Source organism: Pseudomonas allii, assembly GCF_055380095.1.
In genome coordinates this window covers 2,976,508-2,992,189 of record NZ_AP039450.1, presented here as the reverse complement: position 1 = coordinate 2,992,189, position 15,682 = coordinate 2,976,508, and the positions used below count along the sequence as shown (strand labels likewise).

Below are 15,682 nucleotides of genomic sequence, written 5' to 3'. Positions count from 1 at the left end.
ATTGTGGCACCCTGCCAGTAGCGTGGACAACAGAATCCAGCACAGTAGAGCCTTTAAAGCGCTTCCGGACGCAGAATCAACACGCCAAGGGGCGGCAGATTCAGCGACAGCGACACCGCTTGACCATGACGGGGTTCATCCTGGGTGAACACCTCGCCCCCATTACCGTAATTGGAACCTGCGTACATATCGGCGTCACTGTTGATCACTTCGCTCCAGCGCCCAGCAAAAGGTACGCCGACCGCGTAACCCTCACGCGGCACCGGGGTGAAGTTGGCCACCACCAGCACCGGCTTGCCGTCCTTGCTCCAGCGCAGCCAGGCATAGACGCTGTTGATCGCGTCATCGCCGATCAGCCACTGGAAGCCCTGGGGTGCGTCGTCCTGCTCATGCAAGGCCGGCTCTTCGCGGTACAGCCGGTTCAAGTCGCCCACCAGCTTTTGCACGCCTTTGTGCTCGGCGTATTGCAACAAATACCAGTCCAGTTGCTGGTCATGGTTCCACTCGCGCCATTGGCCGAACTCGCAGCCCATGAACAGCAGTTTCTTGCCAGGATGCATCCACATGAACGCCAGGTAGGCGCGCAGGTTGGCGAATTTCTGCCAGCGGTCGCCGGGCATCTTGTCGATCAGCGAGTGCTTGCCGTGCACCACTTCGTCGTGGGAGATCGGCAGGATGAACCGCTCGGACCAGGCATACACCAGGCCGAAACTCAGTTCGTTGTGATGATGGGCACGGTACACCGGGTCCTGCTGGATGTAGTGCAGGGAGTCGTGCATCCAGCCCATGTTCCATTTGTAGTTGAAGCCCAGCCCGCCCTGTTGGGTCGGCTGGCTCACGCCCGGCCAGGCGGTGGATTCCTCGGCAATCACCAGCGCACCCGGTGCTTCCTGGGTCACCACGTCGTTCAGATGGCGCAGGAAGTCGATGGCTTCGAGATTTTCACGGCCGCCATGTCGGTTCGGCACCCATTCGCCGGCCTTGCGCGAATAGTCGCGGTAGAGCATCGATGCCACGGCATCCACGCGCAGGCCGTCGATGTGGAAATGCTTGAGCCAGTGCAGCGCCGAAGCCAGCATGAAGCCGTGCACCTCGGTGCGGCCCAGGTTGTAGATCAGCGTGTCCCAATCCTGGTGGAAGCCTTCCAACGGGTTGGCATATTCGTACAGCGCGGTGCCATCGAATTGCGCCAGTCCGTGGGTATCGGTAGGAAAATGCGCCGGCACCCAGTCGAGGATGACGCCGATATCCGCTCGGTGCAGTGCATCGACAAAGTAGGCAAAATCCTGCGGCGAACCGAACCGCGCTGTGGGAGCAAATTGTGACAACGCCTGGTAACCCCAGGAGCCGCCGAACGGATGTTCCATGATCGGCATCAGCTCGACGTGGGTGAAACCCAGTTGCTGCACGTAGGGGATCAGGCGCTCAGCCAGCTCACGCCAGTTGTATTGACGGGCCACTTCGCCCGCCTCGTCCAGCTCGCACTGCCAGGAGCCCACGTGCAGTTCATAGATCGACAGCGGCGCGGTGGCCTTCTGCTTGTCGACCCGCGACTGCATCCATTCATGATCCTGCCAGTCCACCTGCAACGGTTCGGCCACCTTGGAGGCAGTGTCCGGCGGCAACTGGGTGGCCAGCGCCACTGGGTCGGCCTTGAGCGGCAGGATCCCATGGGCACCGAGAATCTCGTACTTGTAGGCCGCCCCCGGTTGCAGGCGTGGGATAAAGATCTCCCACACGCCGGAAGGATGGCGCAAGCGCATCGGATGACGCCGACCGTCCCAGATATTGAAGTCGCCCACCACCGACACCCGCCGCGCATTCGGCGCCCACACAGCAAAGCGCACGCCCGCCACGCCATCGACGCTGGTCACTTGGGCGCCCAGGCAACTGCCGAGGTCGCGGTGATTACCTTCGGCGAACAGGTACAGGTCCATTTCACCCAGCAGCAATTGCTGGAAGCTGTACGGGTCTTCGGTGATCTGCTCACCACCGGCCCATTGGATCTTCAACAGATACGGCTGACGGGTCTTGAACTGAGCGACAAACAAGCCCGGCACCTGGCTCGCGTCCAGGCTGCCCAGCGTCTCGCCGCCGTCGCGTGCCAGCACCTGCACGCTCAAGGCCTCGGGCAGGAACGCGCGGATAAACTGACCGCCGTGTTCATCATCGTGCGGCCCCAGTACCGAGAACGGATCGTGGTGTTCAGCGCGTACCAGCGCTTCGACGTCCTTGGACGCCGGCAATGCAGTCAGTTTTGGTTGCAGCGGTTCTTTATGTGTAAAGCTCATGACGTCTCCCCACCGCGTGCAGTGTTCGATATAGGTGCAATAGCGCTCAACAGTCCGTGCAACCCTTGCAGGGGCACCGGCAACCAGGTCGGGCGATTTTCCGCTTCGTAAGCCACTTCGTACGCGGCCTTCTCCAGGCTGAACAACGTCAGCGCGGCGTCCTGGCCTTTGGCATCCTGCCAGTCATGCGCCAGTGTAGACGTCGCCGTCTGATAAGCCTGGATAAAGGCTTGGCGTGCTTCCTTGAGGTAGCGCTCTGTCACGCGTCTGCGCGCCTGGTCCGCCTCGGGCGAGTGATCCACCCCTTGAACATTCAAAGCCATCGCCGCCGCGTAGTCGAAGGAGCGCAACACGCCGCTCACATCTTTGTACGGGCTGTGCTTACCGCGACGTTCGTGCAGCGGCCGCGCCGGTTCTCCCTCGAAGTCGATCAGGTAAGCATCGCCCTTCACCACCAGCACTTGACCCAGGTGCAAGTCACCATGCACGCGGATGCGCAACCCGCCCGCCGTGGCTTTCGCCAAGGCCTGCACATGGCTGGCGATGGCTTTTTTCCGCGCCAGCAAATCACTGACCAGCGCTTGATCCGCCGGGTTCAACTGGCTTTGATGAAGTTTGAGCAAGTGCAGCGCACGCTCCAGTTGCGCGCCGACATCCTTGGCCCAGGCCTGGGTGTCCTTGGCAGTGGTGACTTCGGGTTTGAAGGCCTTGTCGGTGGTTTTGGCGCCGAGCACCTGGTGCATTTCGCCGAGACGCTGGCCGAGCAACCCGGCAAAATCCGCCAGCTCGCCCAGGGCGTTGTAGTGTTGTTCCTGCTCGGAAATGGCCTCGGCCAGTTCGTCGCGGATCGCCCGCTCCAGGTTGTTCTGGGTCCAGCTCCAGGCGTCGCCCTGGTTGCTCAGGTAGCCCTGGGCAATCATCAGCAGATTATCCTGGCCCTCGGCGTCGTGGCGCACCATCGACCCCAGCAGTGGCGAAATGTTCGGGTAACCCGCGGCCGTCAGATAAGCGCTCATTTCCAGTTCCGGATGCACGCCGGAGGCGACTTTGCGGATCAGCTTGAGCACCAGGCTCTCACCGACCACCACCGAGCTGTTGGACTGTTCGGCCGACAAATAGCGCACCTCGGACTCATCCGTCAGTTGCAACTTGGCCAAGTGCGCAGTAGCCGCAAACCGCAGCTCACCGTCGCCGGTCTCCAGCACGGTGCCCGCCTGCAAGCCCTGGATCACCGCGCGGATAAAGTGTTCAAGGCTGAAGGCATCGGTCACCAATCCCACCTGGCGCACCCGGCGTACACGGGCCAGTGCCAATTGCTGGGGCAAGGCGCTGGTGAACTGGTCTTCACCGAGGAAACCGAATGGCAACTGATAACGGCTGACCTGGCCTGCCGCCGTCACCTCAACCTCGCTGAGCAACACGGGATGCTGCGGGTCGCCGAATCGCACGCCGTAGGCAATGCGCACGCTGTCGATGGCCGTGTCCTTGCCAGCGAACCAGCGGCGCTTGGGCAACCACGCCGGCAGAGCGGTCTGCTCCAGGGACGCTCGGCAAGGCTCTTCCAACAATTCTTCCATGCGTTTTTTCAATACCAATGTGGTGAAGTCCGGCATGCTCTGGGCCGGTTCCACATGCCAGCTGGGCATCTGGTTTTCCGGCGCCAGGACAAACCAATAGAAGCCGTAGGGCGCCAGGGTCAGCAGGAAATTCAGCTGGCCGATGGGCGGGAACGCATTACCGCCAAGCATCTCCACCGGCACCATGCCGGCAAACGCCGACAGGTCCAGTTCCGCCGCCTGGGCACTGCGCGACACGTTGGCCACGCACAAGATGATCTCGTTGCGCCCGTCCTCACCGGTGAATTCGCGGGTATAGGCCAGGATGCGCCGGTTGCTCGGCGAGAGCATCTTCAGGCTACCCCGGCCAAAGGCCTTGGACTGCTTGCGCACCGCCAACATGCGCCGGGTCCAGTTCAGCAGCGAATGCGGGTCCTGGGCCTGGGTCTCCACATTGACCGACTGGTAGCCATATTGCGGGTCCATGATCGGCGGCAGCACCAAGCTGGCCGGGTCGGCGCGGGAGAAGCCGCCGTTGCGGTCGATGGACCATTGCATCGGCGTGCGCACGCCATCGCGGTCACCCAGGTAGATGTTGTCGCCCATGCCGATTTCATCGCCGTAATACAGGGTCGGAGTCCCTGGCATGGACAGCAGCAGGCTGTTCAGCAACTCGACACGGCGGCGGTCGCGCTCCATCAGCGGTGCGAGCCGGCGGCGAATCCCCAGGTTGATCCGCGCACGCCGGTCGGCGGCGTAGTAGTTCCACAGGTAGTCGCGCTCTTTGTCGGTGACCATTTCCAGGGTCAGTTCATCATGGTTGCGCAGGAAGATCGCCCACTGGCAATTGGCGGGAATCTCCGGGGTCTGGCGCAGAATGTCGGTGATCGGGAAGCGGTCTTCCTGGGCCAGGGCCATGTACATGCGCGGCATCAGCGGAAAGTGGAAAGCCATGTGGCATTCGTCGCCGTCATCGCCTTTTTTGTCACCGAAGTAGAGCTGGGTGTCTTCCGGCCATTGATTGGCTTCGGCAAGCAGCATGCGGTCGGGGTAATGGGCGTCGATCTCGGCGCGGATCTGCTTGAGCACATTGTGAGTCTCAGGCAGGTTTTCGTTGTTGGTGCCATCGCGCTCGATCAAATAGGGGATCGCGTCCAGGCGCAGACCGTCGATGCCCATGTCCAGCCAGTAACGCATCACCGACAGCACGGCTTTCATGACCTGCGGGTTGTCGAAGTTGAGGTCGGGCTGGTGCGAGTAGAAACGGTGCCAGAAGTACTGACCGGCGACAGGGTCCCAGGTCCAGTTGGACTTCTCGGTATCGAGGAAGATGATGCGCGTGCCGTCGTATTTCTGGTCGTCATCCGACCACACGTAGAAGTCCCGCGCAGCCGAACCGGGCTTGGCCTTGCGCGCACGCTGGAACCAGGGGTGCTGGTCGGAGGTGTGGTTGATCACCAGTTCGGTGATCACCCGCAGGCCGCGCTTGTGCGCCTCGGCGATGAAGCGCTTGGCGTCGGCCATGGTGCCGTAGTCACTGTGTACGCCTCGGTATTCAGCGATGTCGTAGCCATCGTCGCGGCGTGGCGAGGGGTAGAACGGCAGCAGCCAAATGGTGTTGACGCCGAGGTCGGCGATGTAATCGAGCTTGGCGATCAGGCCGGGAAAATCGCCGATACCGTCATTGTTGGAGTCGAAATAGGATTTGACGTGAACTTGGTAGATCACCGCGTCCTTGTACCAGAGCGGGTCCTTGATGAAAGTGGCAGCGTTGGGTTTCTTCGCCATTGGAAACTCCTGAAATACTTGAACCACTCGGTCAATGTTGGAGGTGCAGTGCGACGACTCGACCTGCACCCGATGATGGTGTGTCAGTTGATGAAGCTGTGGCTGACACACCGCAATCGGGGGCAAGTCGAATCGTCGCACCGCCCCTCCCACATTGACCGCGCGGGCTTAAGAGGTGGTGATACGCCAGATCCCGAACGGCATCTGCGGCTCCAGGCGTGTCCACTGGTGCTTGCCATACCAGGTCCAGCGGTGGCCATTCATCAAGTCTTCGCCCTGGGTCTGGGCATCGTCCGGCAACCCCAACTCCCACAGCGGCAACTCGAAATTGGCTTCCTGGGCGTTGTAAGGGTCCAGGTTGACCGCCACCAGAATGAAGTTGCTGCCATCCTCGCTACGCTTGCCGAAATACAGGATGTTGTCGTTCCAGGCGTTGTAGAGCTTCAGCCCCAAGTGTGTCTGCAGTGCCGGGTTCTGCCGACGAATGCGGTTGAGCTGGGCGATCTCGGCGATGATGTTGCCGGGGGCAGTGAAATCCCGTGGGCGAATTTCGTATTTCTCCGAATCCAGGTATTCCTCTTTGCCGGGCACCGGGGCCGCTTCGCACAGCTCGAAACCCGAATACATCCCCCACAGGCCCGAGCCCATGGTTGCCAGCGCGGCACGGATCAAAAAGCCCGGGCGCCCTGACTCATGCAGGAAGCCAGGGTTGATGTCCGGCGTGTTGACGAAGAAATTCGGCCGGTAGCATTCACGCCACGGCGATTCATTCAACTGGGTCAGGTACTCGCTCAACTCGGCCTTGGTATTGCGCCAGGTGAAGTAGGTGTAACTCTGGGAGTAGCCGACCTTGCCCAGGCGCGCCATCATCGCCGGCGTGGTGAACGCCTCGGCGAGGAAGATCACCTCGGGGTACCGGGCGCGCACATCGCTGATCAGCCATTGCCAGAACGGCAGCGGCTTGGTGTGGGGGTTGTCAACGCGAAAAGTCTTCACACCCTCTTCCACCCAGCCCACCACGATATCGCGCAGCTCGACCCACAGGCTCGGGATTGCATCCGCCGCATAGAAGTCGACGTTGACGATGTCCTGGTATTTTTTCGGCGGGTTTTCCGCGTACTTGATCGTGCCGTCCGGGCGCCAGTTGAACCAGCCCGGATGCTCTTTGAGCCATGGGTGGTCCTGGGAACACTGGATGGCGAAGTCCAGGGCGATTTCCAGGCCGTGCTCGGCGGCGGCCTGAACCAGGCGGCGGAAGTCGTCGCGGCTGCCCAGTTGCGGGTGAATGGCTTCATGGCCGCCCTCTTCGCTGCCGATCGCATACGGGCTGCCCGGATCATCGGGGCCGGCGGTCAGCGAGTTGTTCTTGCCTTTGCGGTGGCTGCGCCCAATGGGGTGGATCGGCGGAAAGTACAGCACGTCGAAGCCCATGTCATGGATCATCGACAGCCGTGAATGCACGTCATTAAAGGTGCCGTGGCGTGCAGGATCGTCAGTGATCGAGCGCGGGAACAGCTCGTACCAGCTGGCAAACAATGCCGCTTCGCGCTCCACATCGATCGGGTACACCGTGCTGATGCTCAGGTAGGCGCGGTGATCGGCCTGGGTCATCAAATGTGCACTGTCTTCGTGCAGGAACTGCGCAACCTGCTCGGTTTCCAGCAGCCCGGAGAGTTCGTGGTGCAGCAGCATCAGGCGGTCGCGCAGTTCGTTGTCACTGCGTTCAGCGGCCTGCAGCACCAGGCTGCGGCCTTCCTGCAGCTCCAGGCTGACGGGCACACCGGCCTCGTGCTTCTTGCGCAGTTCGTAGCAAAAGCTGGCGAAGGTGTCGATCCAGGCTTCGATGCAGTATTCGTGGGGGCCTTGCTGGGTCACGGTAAACGCGCCTTCCCAACCGTTGTTGCCCACGTCGGTCATGACCACGCTGTGCCAGCTTTCGTCCTGCAGCGGGCGCCAGCGGATCAGCACGGCCAGCTTGTCATGGCCGTCGGCAAACACCTTGCTGGTGACATTGACCCGCTGGCCGACCACGGCCTTGACGGCAAATTCGCCGCCATCGATCACGGGGGTGGTGCTTTCGATCGCGATCCGCGGCAGCAACAGCGCCTGGGACAGCGGCAATGAGGATGGGTCTGGAACCTGTGTTTCAGCAGTCATCGAGCATCTTCCCCTTACGCCCTGTGGACGCTCTTTGCTTGATCCGGAATTCTGATACGGCCGCGCTCTCCCTGAGCAGAGCCGTCATAGGTCCGAGCCTGCGCGCCGGTTAAAAGTTCAGCTGGATGTGCCGCCATTGGGCGGGGAATCAATTCGCCCTGGCGGCTGTCCACCGATAGAGCAAAGCACAAAGGAGGCCACACCGATGAATATCCCGATCCCGGCTGAAACCCCGGACCCGAATATCGATAACCCGACCTTGCCACCGACCGAGCCAGAGCCGATTCCGGAAAAAGAGCCACCGGAAAACATCCCGCCACCGGTGGAGGAACCGCCAACAACCATGCCTCCGGTGATTGTCAGTCCCTCTCAAAGCGCTTGACGATCTTCGGCATCACGCTGAACACCGCCAAGGCGAGGAGTGTACTCAGTACCGCTGTCGATTCCCGGCCCAACCCGGCTGAGACCCCAATCGCAGCGGTCATCCACAGGCCGGCGGCGGTGGTCAGGCCTTTGACATGCCCGTCTTCATAATCCTTGCCCTTGATGATGGTGCCCGCGCCCAGGAAACCGATCCCGGCAATCACCCCCTGTACCACCCGGCTCATGGCATCCGCCTGATTACCGGACATCTGCGGCACCATCACAAACAACGCGGCGCCCAGCGCCACCAGCATATGGGTGCGCACCCCGGCGGCCATGCCCTTGCTCTCGCGTTCAAAACCGAGGATACCGCCCAGCACTGCGGCGATCAGCAGGCGCACGGTGATCTGGGTGAGCTGCCTGGCGTCGCCGATATCAGCGAATTCAGCCTGCAGGGTTTGCCACACTTCATGCCACCAGGCGTCCATGGATGCTGTCCTTTATCGTTATTGGTAAAGGATGGACAGCGGCGACCGCCAGTCAGTTGCCTGGAACCCTTGCACATCGCCGGCCCCTAACCTTGCATAGCCCATGAGAAAGGAGATCGGCATGCCCATTCGTATCGAAAACCAACTGTGCTACTTCATGCTCGACGACAACGGCCAAGAACAGAGCGTGCCAGCGACGCGGGTCAATATCGTGACCGACACCGACAAATCCATGTCCTACGTGGAGTTGGCCGCCGAGCGGATCTATATCACCGAAGCCGAGGCCGACGCGCTGACGGTCGCCGGGGCCCACGATGGGCGTCAGCATGTGAAAGCCGAAGAACCGGGTTCGCTGATTTGATTGATCTGTATCAACACATACGTTGCAGCGCTGCACCCTAGGTGGCACGGGGTGCAGCACATTGTCGCAGCACACCGCACGCAGCCCATCTGATCCGCTTTTTATCGCCCTACCTGAGTCTGTTATGCAAACAGTGTCCCGCGCATAGTTCATCGGCCTGATGGAGGCTGATGAGCGAACGACCATGAGCGAAAGAATCCCAACCGTGGAAACCTTTGAGCCCATACACCCAAAGAAGGTGAAGGCCAAATCCAGCGACAACCTGATTCATACCCGCAGTTTCACCGGCCTGTTCCGCACCTTGCGGGTGAGCGGCGCAGGCTTGCTGTTCCTGGCGTTTTTCGGCACGGTCTGGTTGAACTGGGAGGGTCGGCAGGCGGTGCTGTGGGATCTGGCTGAAAGCAAATTCCACATCTTTGGCGCGACCTTTTGGCCCCAGGACTTCATCCTGCTGTCGGCCTTGCTGATCATCTGCGCTTTCGGCCTGTTTGCGATCACTGTATTCGCCGGCCGTGTCTGGTGCGGCTACACCTGCCCGCAAAGTTCATTCACCTGGCTGTTCATGTGGTGCGAGAAAGTCACCGAAGGCGAACGCAACCAGCGCATCAAGCTGCACGCCGCGCCCTGGAGCCTGAACAAACTGGCGCGGCGCTCGGCCAAGCACACCTTGTGGCTGGGCATCAGTGTGCTGACCGGGCTGACCTTTGTCGGCTATTTCACCCCGATCCGCCCCCTGGCCAGCGAACTGCTGAGCTGGCAGATGGGCGGCGTCAGCCTGTTCTGGGTGTTGTTCTTTACCGGCGCCACTTACATCAACGCCGGCTGGTTGCGCGAAGCGGTGTGCATGCACATGTGCCCGTATGCGCGGTTCCAGAGCGTGATGTTCGACAAGGACACCCTGACCATTTCCTACGACGCGGCTCGCGGCGAACACCGCGGCCCGCGCAAACGTGAAGCGAAACCCGCCGATGTCGGCCTGGGCGATTGCATCGACTGCCAACTGTGCGTGCAGGTTTGCCCTACCGGTATCGACATCCGCGATGGCCTGCAAATGGAGTGCATCGGTTGTGCGGCGTGCATCGACGCCTGCGATTCGATCATGGACAAGATGGGTTACGCGCGCGGCCTGGTGAGCTACACCAGCGAACATCAACTGCAAGGCGGCAAGACCCACCTGCTACGCCCGCGCCTGATCGGCTACAGTGCGGTGCTGCTGCTGATGATCGCAGCCCTGGTGGTGGCCTTGGTAGAACGGCCCATGGTGTCGCTGGACGTGACCAAGGACCGTGGCATGTTCCGCGAGAACGCCCAGGGCCTGATCGAAAATATCTACAGCCTCAAGGTGATCAACAAGACCCAACAACACCAGGACTACCGCCTGGAGTTGGTGGACGCCGAGGGCTTCCAGTTGCAGGGCAAGACTGAGATCAGCCTGGCACCGGGGGAAATCGTCGACGTGCCGGTGTCGGTGGCATTGCTGGCGGACAAACCGGCGAGCAGCTCGCAGACCTTGCGCTTCAAGGTCTCGGATGTGGATGAGCCGTGGATCCATAACGCCGCCGACAGCCGCTTTGTGGCACCACTGAACCGCTGAAAAACACATTTGAAAAGCTAATTGAGCCCCCATGAAACGCTACGAAAAATTCGCCGACGACATCGCAGAACTGATCCGCTCCGGCGTGCTTGGCCCCGGCCAGCGGGTGCCCTCGGTGCGTTATGCCAGCCAGACGTATGGCGTCAGCCCGTCCACAGTGTTCCAGGCCTACTACCTGCTGGAGCGCCGTGGCCTGATTCGCGCACGGCCGCGCTCCGGCTACTTCGTCAATACCCATGCGCCCAGCCCGTTTTCCGAGCCGGTGGTGAGCGAGCAGGTGCATGAGTCCACCGAAGTGGATGTGAGCGAATTGGTGTTCTCGGTGCTCGACTCGATCAAGGACCCCAACACCGTCCCCTTCGGCTCGGCGTTCCCCAGCCCGATGCTGTTCCCGTTGCCGCGCCTGGCGCGCTCCCTGGCCAGTGCCAGCCGGGAAATGGACCCGCGCCTGGTGGTCACCGACATGTCGCCGGGCAACCCGCAGCTGCGCCGCCAAATCGCCCTGCGCTACATGGTCGGCGGCCTGATGCTGCCCATGGAAGAGTTGCTGATCACCAACGGCGCCCTGGAAGCCCTCAACCTGTGCCTGCAAGCTGTCACTGAACCGGGTGACCTGGTCGCCATCGAAGCGCCGGCGTTCTACGCCTGCCTGCAAGTGCTGGAGCGTTTGAAACTCAAGGCCGTGGAAATCCCGGTGCACCCGCGCGACGGCATCGACCTCAACGCCCTGGCGCAATCCCTGCAGCGCTACCCGATCAAGGCCTGCTGGACCATGACCAGCTTCCAGAACCCCATGGGCGCGACGCTGCCGGAAGCAAAAAAGCAGGCGCTGGTGGAACTGCTACGCGAGCATCAGGTGCCACTGATCGAAGACGATGTTTATGCCGAGCTGTATTACGGCCAACAGGCACCCAAACCCGCGAAGGCCTTCGACACTGAGGGCCTGGTGATGCATTGCGGCTCCTTCGCCAAGAGCCTGGCCCCCGGCTATCGCGTGGGCTGGGTGGCGGCCGGGCGTTTTGCGCAGAAGGTTGAACGTTTGAAACTGATGACGTCGCTGTGCCCCTCAATGCCGGCCCAGGCAGCAATTGCCGATTACCTGCAACACGGTGGCTACGACCGCCACCTGCGCAAATTGCGCTATGCCCTGGAAGAACAGCAAAGCGCCATGCTCGCCGCCATCGCGCGCTACTTTCCGGCACAGACGCGGGTCAGCCAGCCGGCCGGTGGGTACTTCCTGTGGCTGGAACTGCCGGAGCAGACGGACTCGCTGAAGCTGTTCCAGATGGCCCTGGCGCAGGGCATCAGCATTGCGCCGGGGCCGATCTTCTCGGCGACCCGACGCTTCAGGAATTGCATCCGCCTGAACTACGGCAGCCCGTGGACGGAGGCGTCGGAAAAGGCGATGGAGACGCTGGGGCGGATTGTGCGGTCGTTTTAGTCATGACCGAGTCAATGGAACCGAACCCGGCATGACACCACACAGTGACTTCTTCCTGATGCCGAGCCCCTCATGTACATCAACAATCACCCTGCAAGGGCCATACACCTCCCGGAACAGAACTGGCTCAAAACTCCCAGCCACCTCGAAGGTCGACCAGCCGGCGACCAACGCAGCGCCAAACAAATCATCAACGCCAACCCGGCAGTGAAACATCTGTTACGGCGCAGGGACAGCTACCCCACTACCGACCGACTCAAACGCCAGCTGGGAGACTGGACCTGCGCCAATCCCCGCGCCAATTCACGCGCAGATGCAGCCTACAACCTGGCGCAGGTGGTCAACTTCCTGGACAACGTGAATGACCGCACAGTGGGCAACAGCGAACCCCGCGATGGCAAAATCAACGGTTTTCACAATGCGGGCTATTCCACCCGCAAGAACTCGGAGGCACGCTTGCTGGTGGCCTTTGCGGAACAGGGCTACGAGGTGCTAAGAAACCTGGGCGCATGAATGCCCGGACTTCAGCGGCCGCCGCCCAAATCTAGAAAAGTCCCGGTGGCATACGAAGCCTTGTCCGACAGCAGCCAGATAATCGCTTCCGCCACCTCATCCGGACGCCCGCCACGGGCCATGGGGATACCGGATTCGAGTTTGCTGACCCGGTCCGGGTCGCCGCTCAGGGCATGGAAGTCGGTGTAGATATAGCCAGGGCGCACCGCGTTGACACGAATGCCCTCACCCGCCACTTCCTTCGACAGGCCAATGGTGAAAGTGTCGAGCGCGCCCTTGGACGCGGCATAGTCGACATACTCACCGGGCGAACCCAGGCGCGCCGCCACCGACGACACGTTGACGATGCTGCCACCCTGCCCGCCATGCTTGGGCGACATGCGCAGCACCGCGTGCTTGGCACACAGGATCGGCCCCAGCACATTGGTCTTGATGATTTTCAGGATGCGGAACTCGGACATTTCATCAACGCGGGACTTATGCCCCACGGTGCCGGCATTGTTGACCAATGCGGTGACACGGCCCAGTTCGGTGTCGACGCGGTGGAACAATGCAATCACTTCATCTTCGATGCTCACGTCGGCGCGCACGGTAATCGCCTGGGCGCCCAGGGCGCGGACTTGTTCGAGCACACGGTGGGCAGCCTCTTCGTCAGACTGGTAGTTGATACAGATACGGTAACCCTGGCGAGCGGCCAGCAATGCCGTCTCGGCGCCGATCCCACGACTGCCCCCGGTGATGATGACGACTTTGTCCATGCGTGCGGTCTCCTGATTCAACCTGATGTTTAGGGTTGGATCCAAGAATACCCGTCACGCGCGGCTTTTGTCAGGCGCAAGCGCGTCTTCGGCACGCTGGATGTCGGCCATGAACCCGTCCGCCGGCAACGGATGACCCAGCAGGTAACCTTGCAGCGAATTACACCCCAGGCGCGTGAGAAAGCTCTGTTGCACATCGGTCTCCACCCCTTCGGCAACAATACGCAGGCCCAGGGCCTGGCCGAGGGCGACAATGGCCGAGACGATGGCGGCGTCGTCGCTGTCGTGCTCCAGGTCGCGCACAAACCCACGGTCGATCTTCAACTCGTTGGCCGGCAAGCGCTTGAGGTACATCAGGCTGGAATAACCGGTGCCGAAGTCATCGATGGAAAGATCCACGCCCATGTCCGACAACTGTTGCAACACCGTCATGCTCGCATCGGCATCGCTCATGGCGGTGGTCTCGGTGATTTCCAGGGTCAGGCTATTGGCCGGCAACCGATGACGTTCCAGGGCCTCGGCCACGCTCTTGACCAGCCCGGCGTGGCAGAACTGCAGCGCCGACAGGTTCACGGCGATGCGCCAATCTTCGTAGCCCTGGGCGTACCACAGGCTCATTTGGCGACAGGCTTCATCCAGTACCCATTCCCCGATGGGGATGATCAACCCGGTCTTTTCCGCCAGTTCGATAAAGGTTGCCGGCAACAACAGGCCCTGCTGTGGATGCTCCCAGCGCAACAGCGCTTCGGCGCCCACCGCAATGCCACTGGCCGCGTCGAACTTGGGCTGGTAGTACAGGCGGAATTGTTGTTGCTCGACGGCATTGCGCAAGTCCTGCAACAACTGCAATTGCTTGCGCGCGTTGGTGTTCATCGACGCATCGAAAAAGCTGTAGCCGTTCTTGCCCACGCCCTTGGCGTGGTACATCGCCGCGTCGGCGTTCATCAGCAGTTCCTGGGGGCTGTTGCCGTTGCCTGGGAACATGGCGATGCCCACGCTGGCGGAGATCTTCAGCTCATGCTCGGCCACCTGGAACGCACGGTTGATCAGCACCACTTGGCGCTCGGCAAGGCCGAGGGCGTCGTCCGGCTGGGTCAATTGCACCAGCAACACAAACTCATCGCCGCCGATGCGCGCCAGGGTGTCGTGGCTGCGCAAGTCTTCGCGCAGGCGCTGACCGACTTCGCGCAGCAGCTGGTCGCCCATATGGTGGCCAAAAGCATCGTTGACCGGCTTGAAGCCGTCCAGGTCGATGAACATCAGCGCAAAGCAGCCGCCCTGCTCTTTCACCGCCTGCATGGCTTGCTGGATACGGTCGGCGAGCAAGGTGCGGTTGGGCAGCCCGGTGAGCATGTCGTGCAGGGCCAGGTGGGTCAGCTCCTGGTTGGCCTGGCTCAGGGAGTCGGCGAGTACCGCCGTGCGCGCTTCCAGGCGTGCGTCGAGCAACGAGGTCAGCAAGGTGATGGCCAGCACTGCCAGGGTGGTGACCAACACCAGGTTATCCAGGCCCTTGCCGCTCAAACCGTTCAGTGCTGCGCCGCAGAAGCTTTCATCGGCAAAGCGGGCCGCCGCCATGCCGGTGTAGTGCATGCCGACGATAGCAAACCCCATCACCACCGCCGCCCCACCACGCGCCAGGCGCACATACGGCGTATTGCGGCGCAAATTATGGGCAATCCACAACGCTGCGCCGGAGGCCACCACTGCGATCAATAACGAAGCGCCAAACAACGTCGGGTCGTAGTCGATGCCTGGCGTCATGCGCATCGCCGCCATGCCGGTGTAGTGCATGCTGGCAATGCCGGTGCCCATGATCAGCGCCCCCAACCCCAACTGCCAGGCCGGCAGGCGCGGTTGGCTGACCAGCCATAATGCAAAGCCGCTGGACAGCACCGCAATCAGCAACGACAGCGCGGTAATCCCCAGGTCGAAGCCCAGGGCAAACGGCAAGCGCAAAGCCAGCATGCCGATGAAGTGCATCGACCACACCCCCACCCCCATCGCCATCGACCCGCCAGTGATCCATAAATAAACGGCGCGCCCCTTGGCGGTGGCGATGCGCCCGGAAAGGTCCAGCGCGGTATAGGAAGCGAGGATCGCGACGAACAGTGAGATCACGACCAGGGAGGGCGAATAACTACCGATGAGCATGGGACTTCTCGTGCACAGCGGGCCCGAGAGGCCCGTGCGAAGTGGCAAAGCGGGCGATTGTAGCGAGAATAATTCTTGAACAGTTGATTAATTATCAGAGCGCCATTAGTGGCATTTTGACGCCAATCGTATGACTCAAAACGAGGGTTGTTGAGGCCAAATAGGCAGTGGGCCGTGGTGAGCGGACCTAGTGTGGCAAGCCCGCTCGCCACAGCAAGTCC

General features: G+C 61.5%; 11 protein-coding genes. 5 read left to right on the top strand and 6 right to left on the bottom strand.

The genetic code is table 11. The annotated features are described in order from the left end of the window. Window positions 1–53: 53 nt before the first annotated feature. From glgB to ACZ445_RS13370, 3 genes are all read right to left on the bottom strand, one after another. Window positions 54–2,291 (bottom strand): 1,4-alpha-glucan branching protein GlgB, encoded by a 2,238-nt coding sequence (gene glgB / locus ACZ445_RS13380; protein ID WP_058425472.1) that lies wholly within the window; start codon window positions 2,289–2,291, stop codon window positions 54–56. Next, window positions 2,288–5,635 carry a maltose alpha-D-glucosyltransferase gene (gene treS, locus ACZ445_RS13375; RefSeq protein ID WP_464708439.1) on the bottom strand — a complete coding sequence of 1,116 codons (3,348 nt, stop codon included), beginning with the start codon at window positions 5,633–5,635 and terminating at the stop codon, window positions 2,288–2,290. The genes glgB and treS overlap by 4 nt, the downstream gene beginning before the upstream one ends. Before the next feature lie 168 nt (window positions 5,636–5,803). Next, complete coding sequence (locus ACZ445_RS13370; protein ID WP_464708438.1) at window positions 5,804–7,792, bottom strand: alpha-1,4-glucan--maltose-1-phosphate maltosyltransferase; 1,989 nt, start codon at window positions 7,790–7,792, stop codon at window positions 5,804–5,806. 205 nt (window positions 7,793–7,997) lie between these two features. Here ACZ445_RS13370 and ACZ445_RS13365 point away from each other — a divergent pair, with 205 nt between their 5' ends. After that, window positions 7,998–8,174 carry a hypothetical protein gene (locus ACZ445_RS13365; protein ID WP_179028410.1) on the top strand — a complete coding sequence of 59 codons (177 nt, stop codon included), beginning with the start codon at window positions 7,998–8,000 and terminating at the stop codon, window positions 8,172–8,174. Here ACZ445_RS13365 and ACZ445_RS13360 read toward each other — a convergent pair. Next, window positions 8,152–8,643 (bottom strand): MgtC/SapB family protein, encoded by a 492-nt coding sequence (locus ACZ445_RS13360; RefSeq protein WP_464708437.1) that lies wholly within the window; start codon window positions 8,641–8,643, stop codon window positions 8,152–8,154. The two genes, ACZ445_RS13365 and ACZ445_RS13360, sit on opposite strands and share 23 nt — an antisense overlap. 121 nt (window positions 8,644–8,764) lie before the next feature. Between ACZ445_RS13360 and ACZ445_RS13355 the strand changes: the two genes are divergently transcribed. The 4 genes from ACZ445_RS13355 to ACZ445_RS13340 all read left to right on the top strand — a co-directional run bounded on the left by ACZ445_RS13355 (window position 8,765) and on the right by ACZ445_RS13340 (window position 12,552). Beyond that, window positions 8,765–9,004: a DUF3203 family protein gene (locus ACZ445_RS13355; RefSeq protein WP_058425476.1), complete on the top strand. Its 240-nt coding sequence runs from the start codon at window positions 8,765–8,767 to the stop codon at window positions 9,002–9,004. Window positions 9,005–9,188: 184 nt separating this feature from the next. After that, window positions 9,189–10,598 carry a cytochrome c oxidase accessory protein CcoG gene (gene ccoG, locus ACZ445_RS13350; RefSeq protein ID WP_464708436.1) on the top strand — a complete coding sequence of 470 codons (1,410 nt, stop codon included), beginning with the start codon at window positions 9,189–9,191 and terminating at the stop codon, window positions 10,596–10,598. Between the two features lie 31 nt (window positions 10,599–10,629). Then, window positions 10,630–12,039: a GntR family transcriptional regulator MpaR gene (gene mapR, locus ACZ445_RS13345; RefSeq protein WP_058425478.1), complete on the top strand. Its 1,410-nt coding sequence runs from the start codon at window positions 10,630–10,632 to the stop codon at window positions 12,037–12,039. A gap of 72 nt (window positions 12,040–12,111) precedes the next feature. Then, the gene (locus ACZ445_RS13340; RefSeq protein ID WP_058425479.1) at window positions 12,112–12,552 is read left to right on the top strand and encodes a hypothetical protein; all 441 of its coding nucleotides are present in this window, start codon (window positions 12,112–12,114) and stop codon (window positions 12,550–12,552) included. Window positions 12,553–12,563: 11 nt separating this feature from the next. Here ACZ445_RS13340 and ACZ445_RS13335 read toward each other — a convergent pair whose 3' ends face one another. Both ACZ445_RS13335 and ACZ445_RS13330 read right to left on the bottom strand, forming a co-directional pair. Continuing rightward, complete coding sequence (locus ACZ445_RS13335; RefSeq protein WP_179028408.1) at window positions 12,564–13,310, bottom strand: SDR family oxidoreductase; 747 nt, start codon at window positions 13,308–13,310, stop codon at window positions 12,564–12,566. A gap of 54 nt (window positions 13,311–13,364) precedes the next feature. After that, the gene (locus tag ACZ445_RS13330) at window positions 13,365–15,461 is read right to left on the bottom strand and encodes a putative bifunctional diguanylate cyclase/phosphodiesterase (protein ID WP_310863124.1); all 2,097 of its coding nucleotides are present in this window, start codon (window positions 15,459–15,461) and stop codon (window positions 13,365–13,367) included. Between the last annotated feature and the right edge of the window lie 221 nt (window positions 15,462–15,682).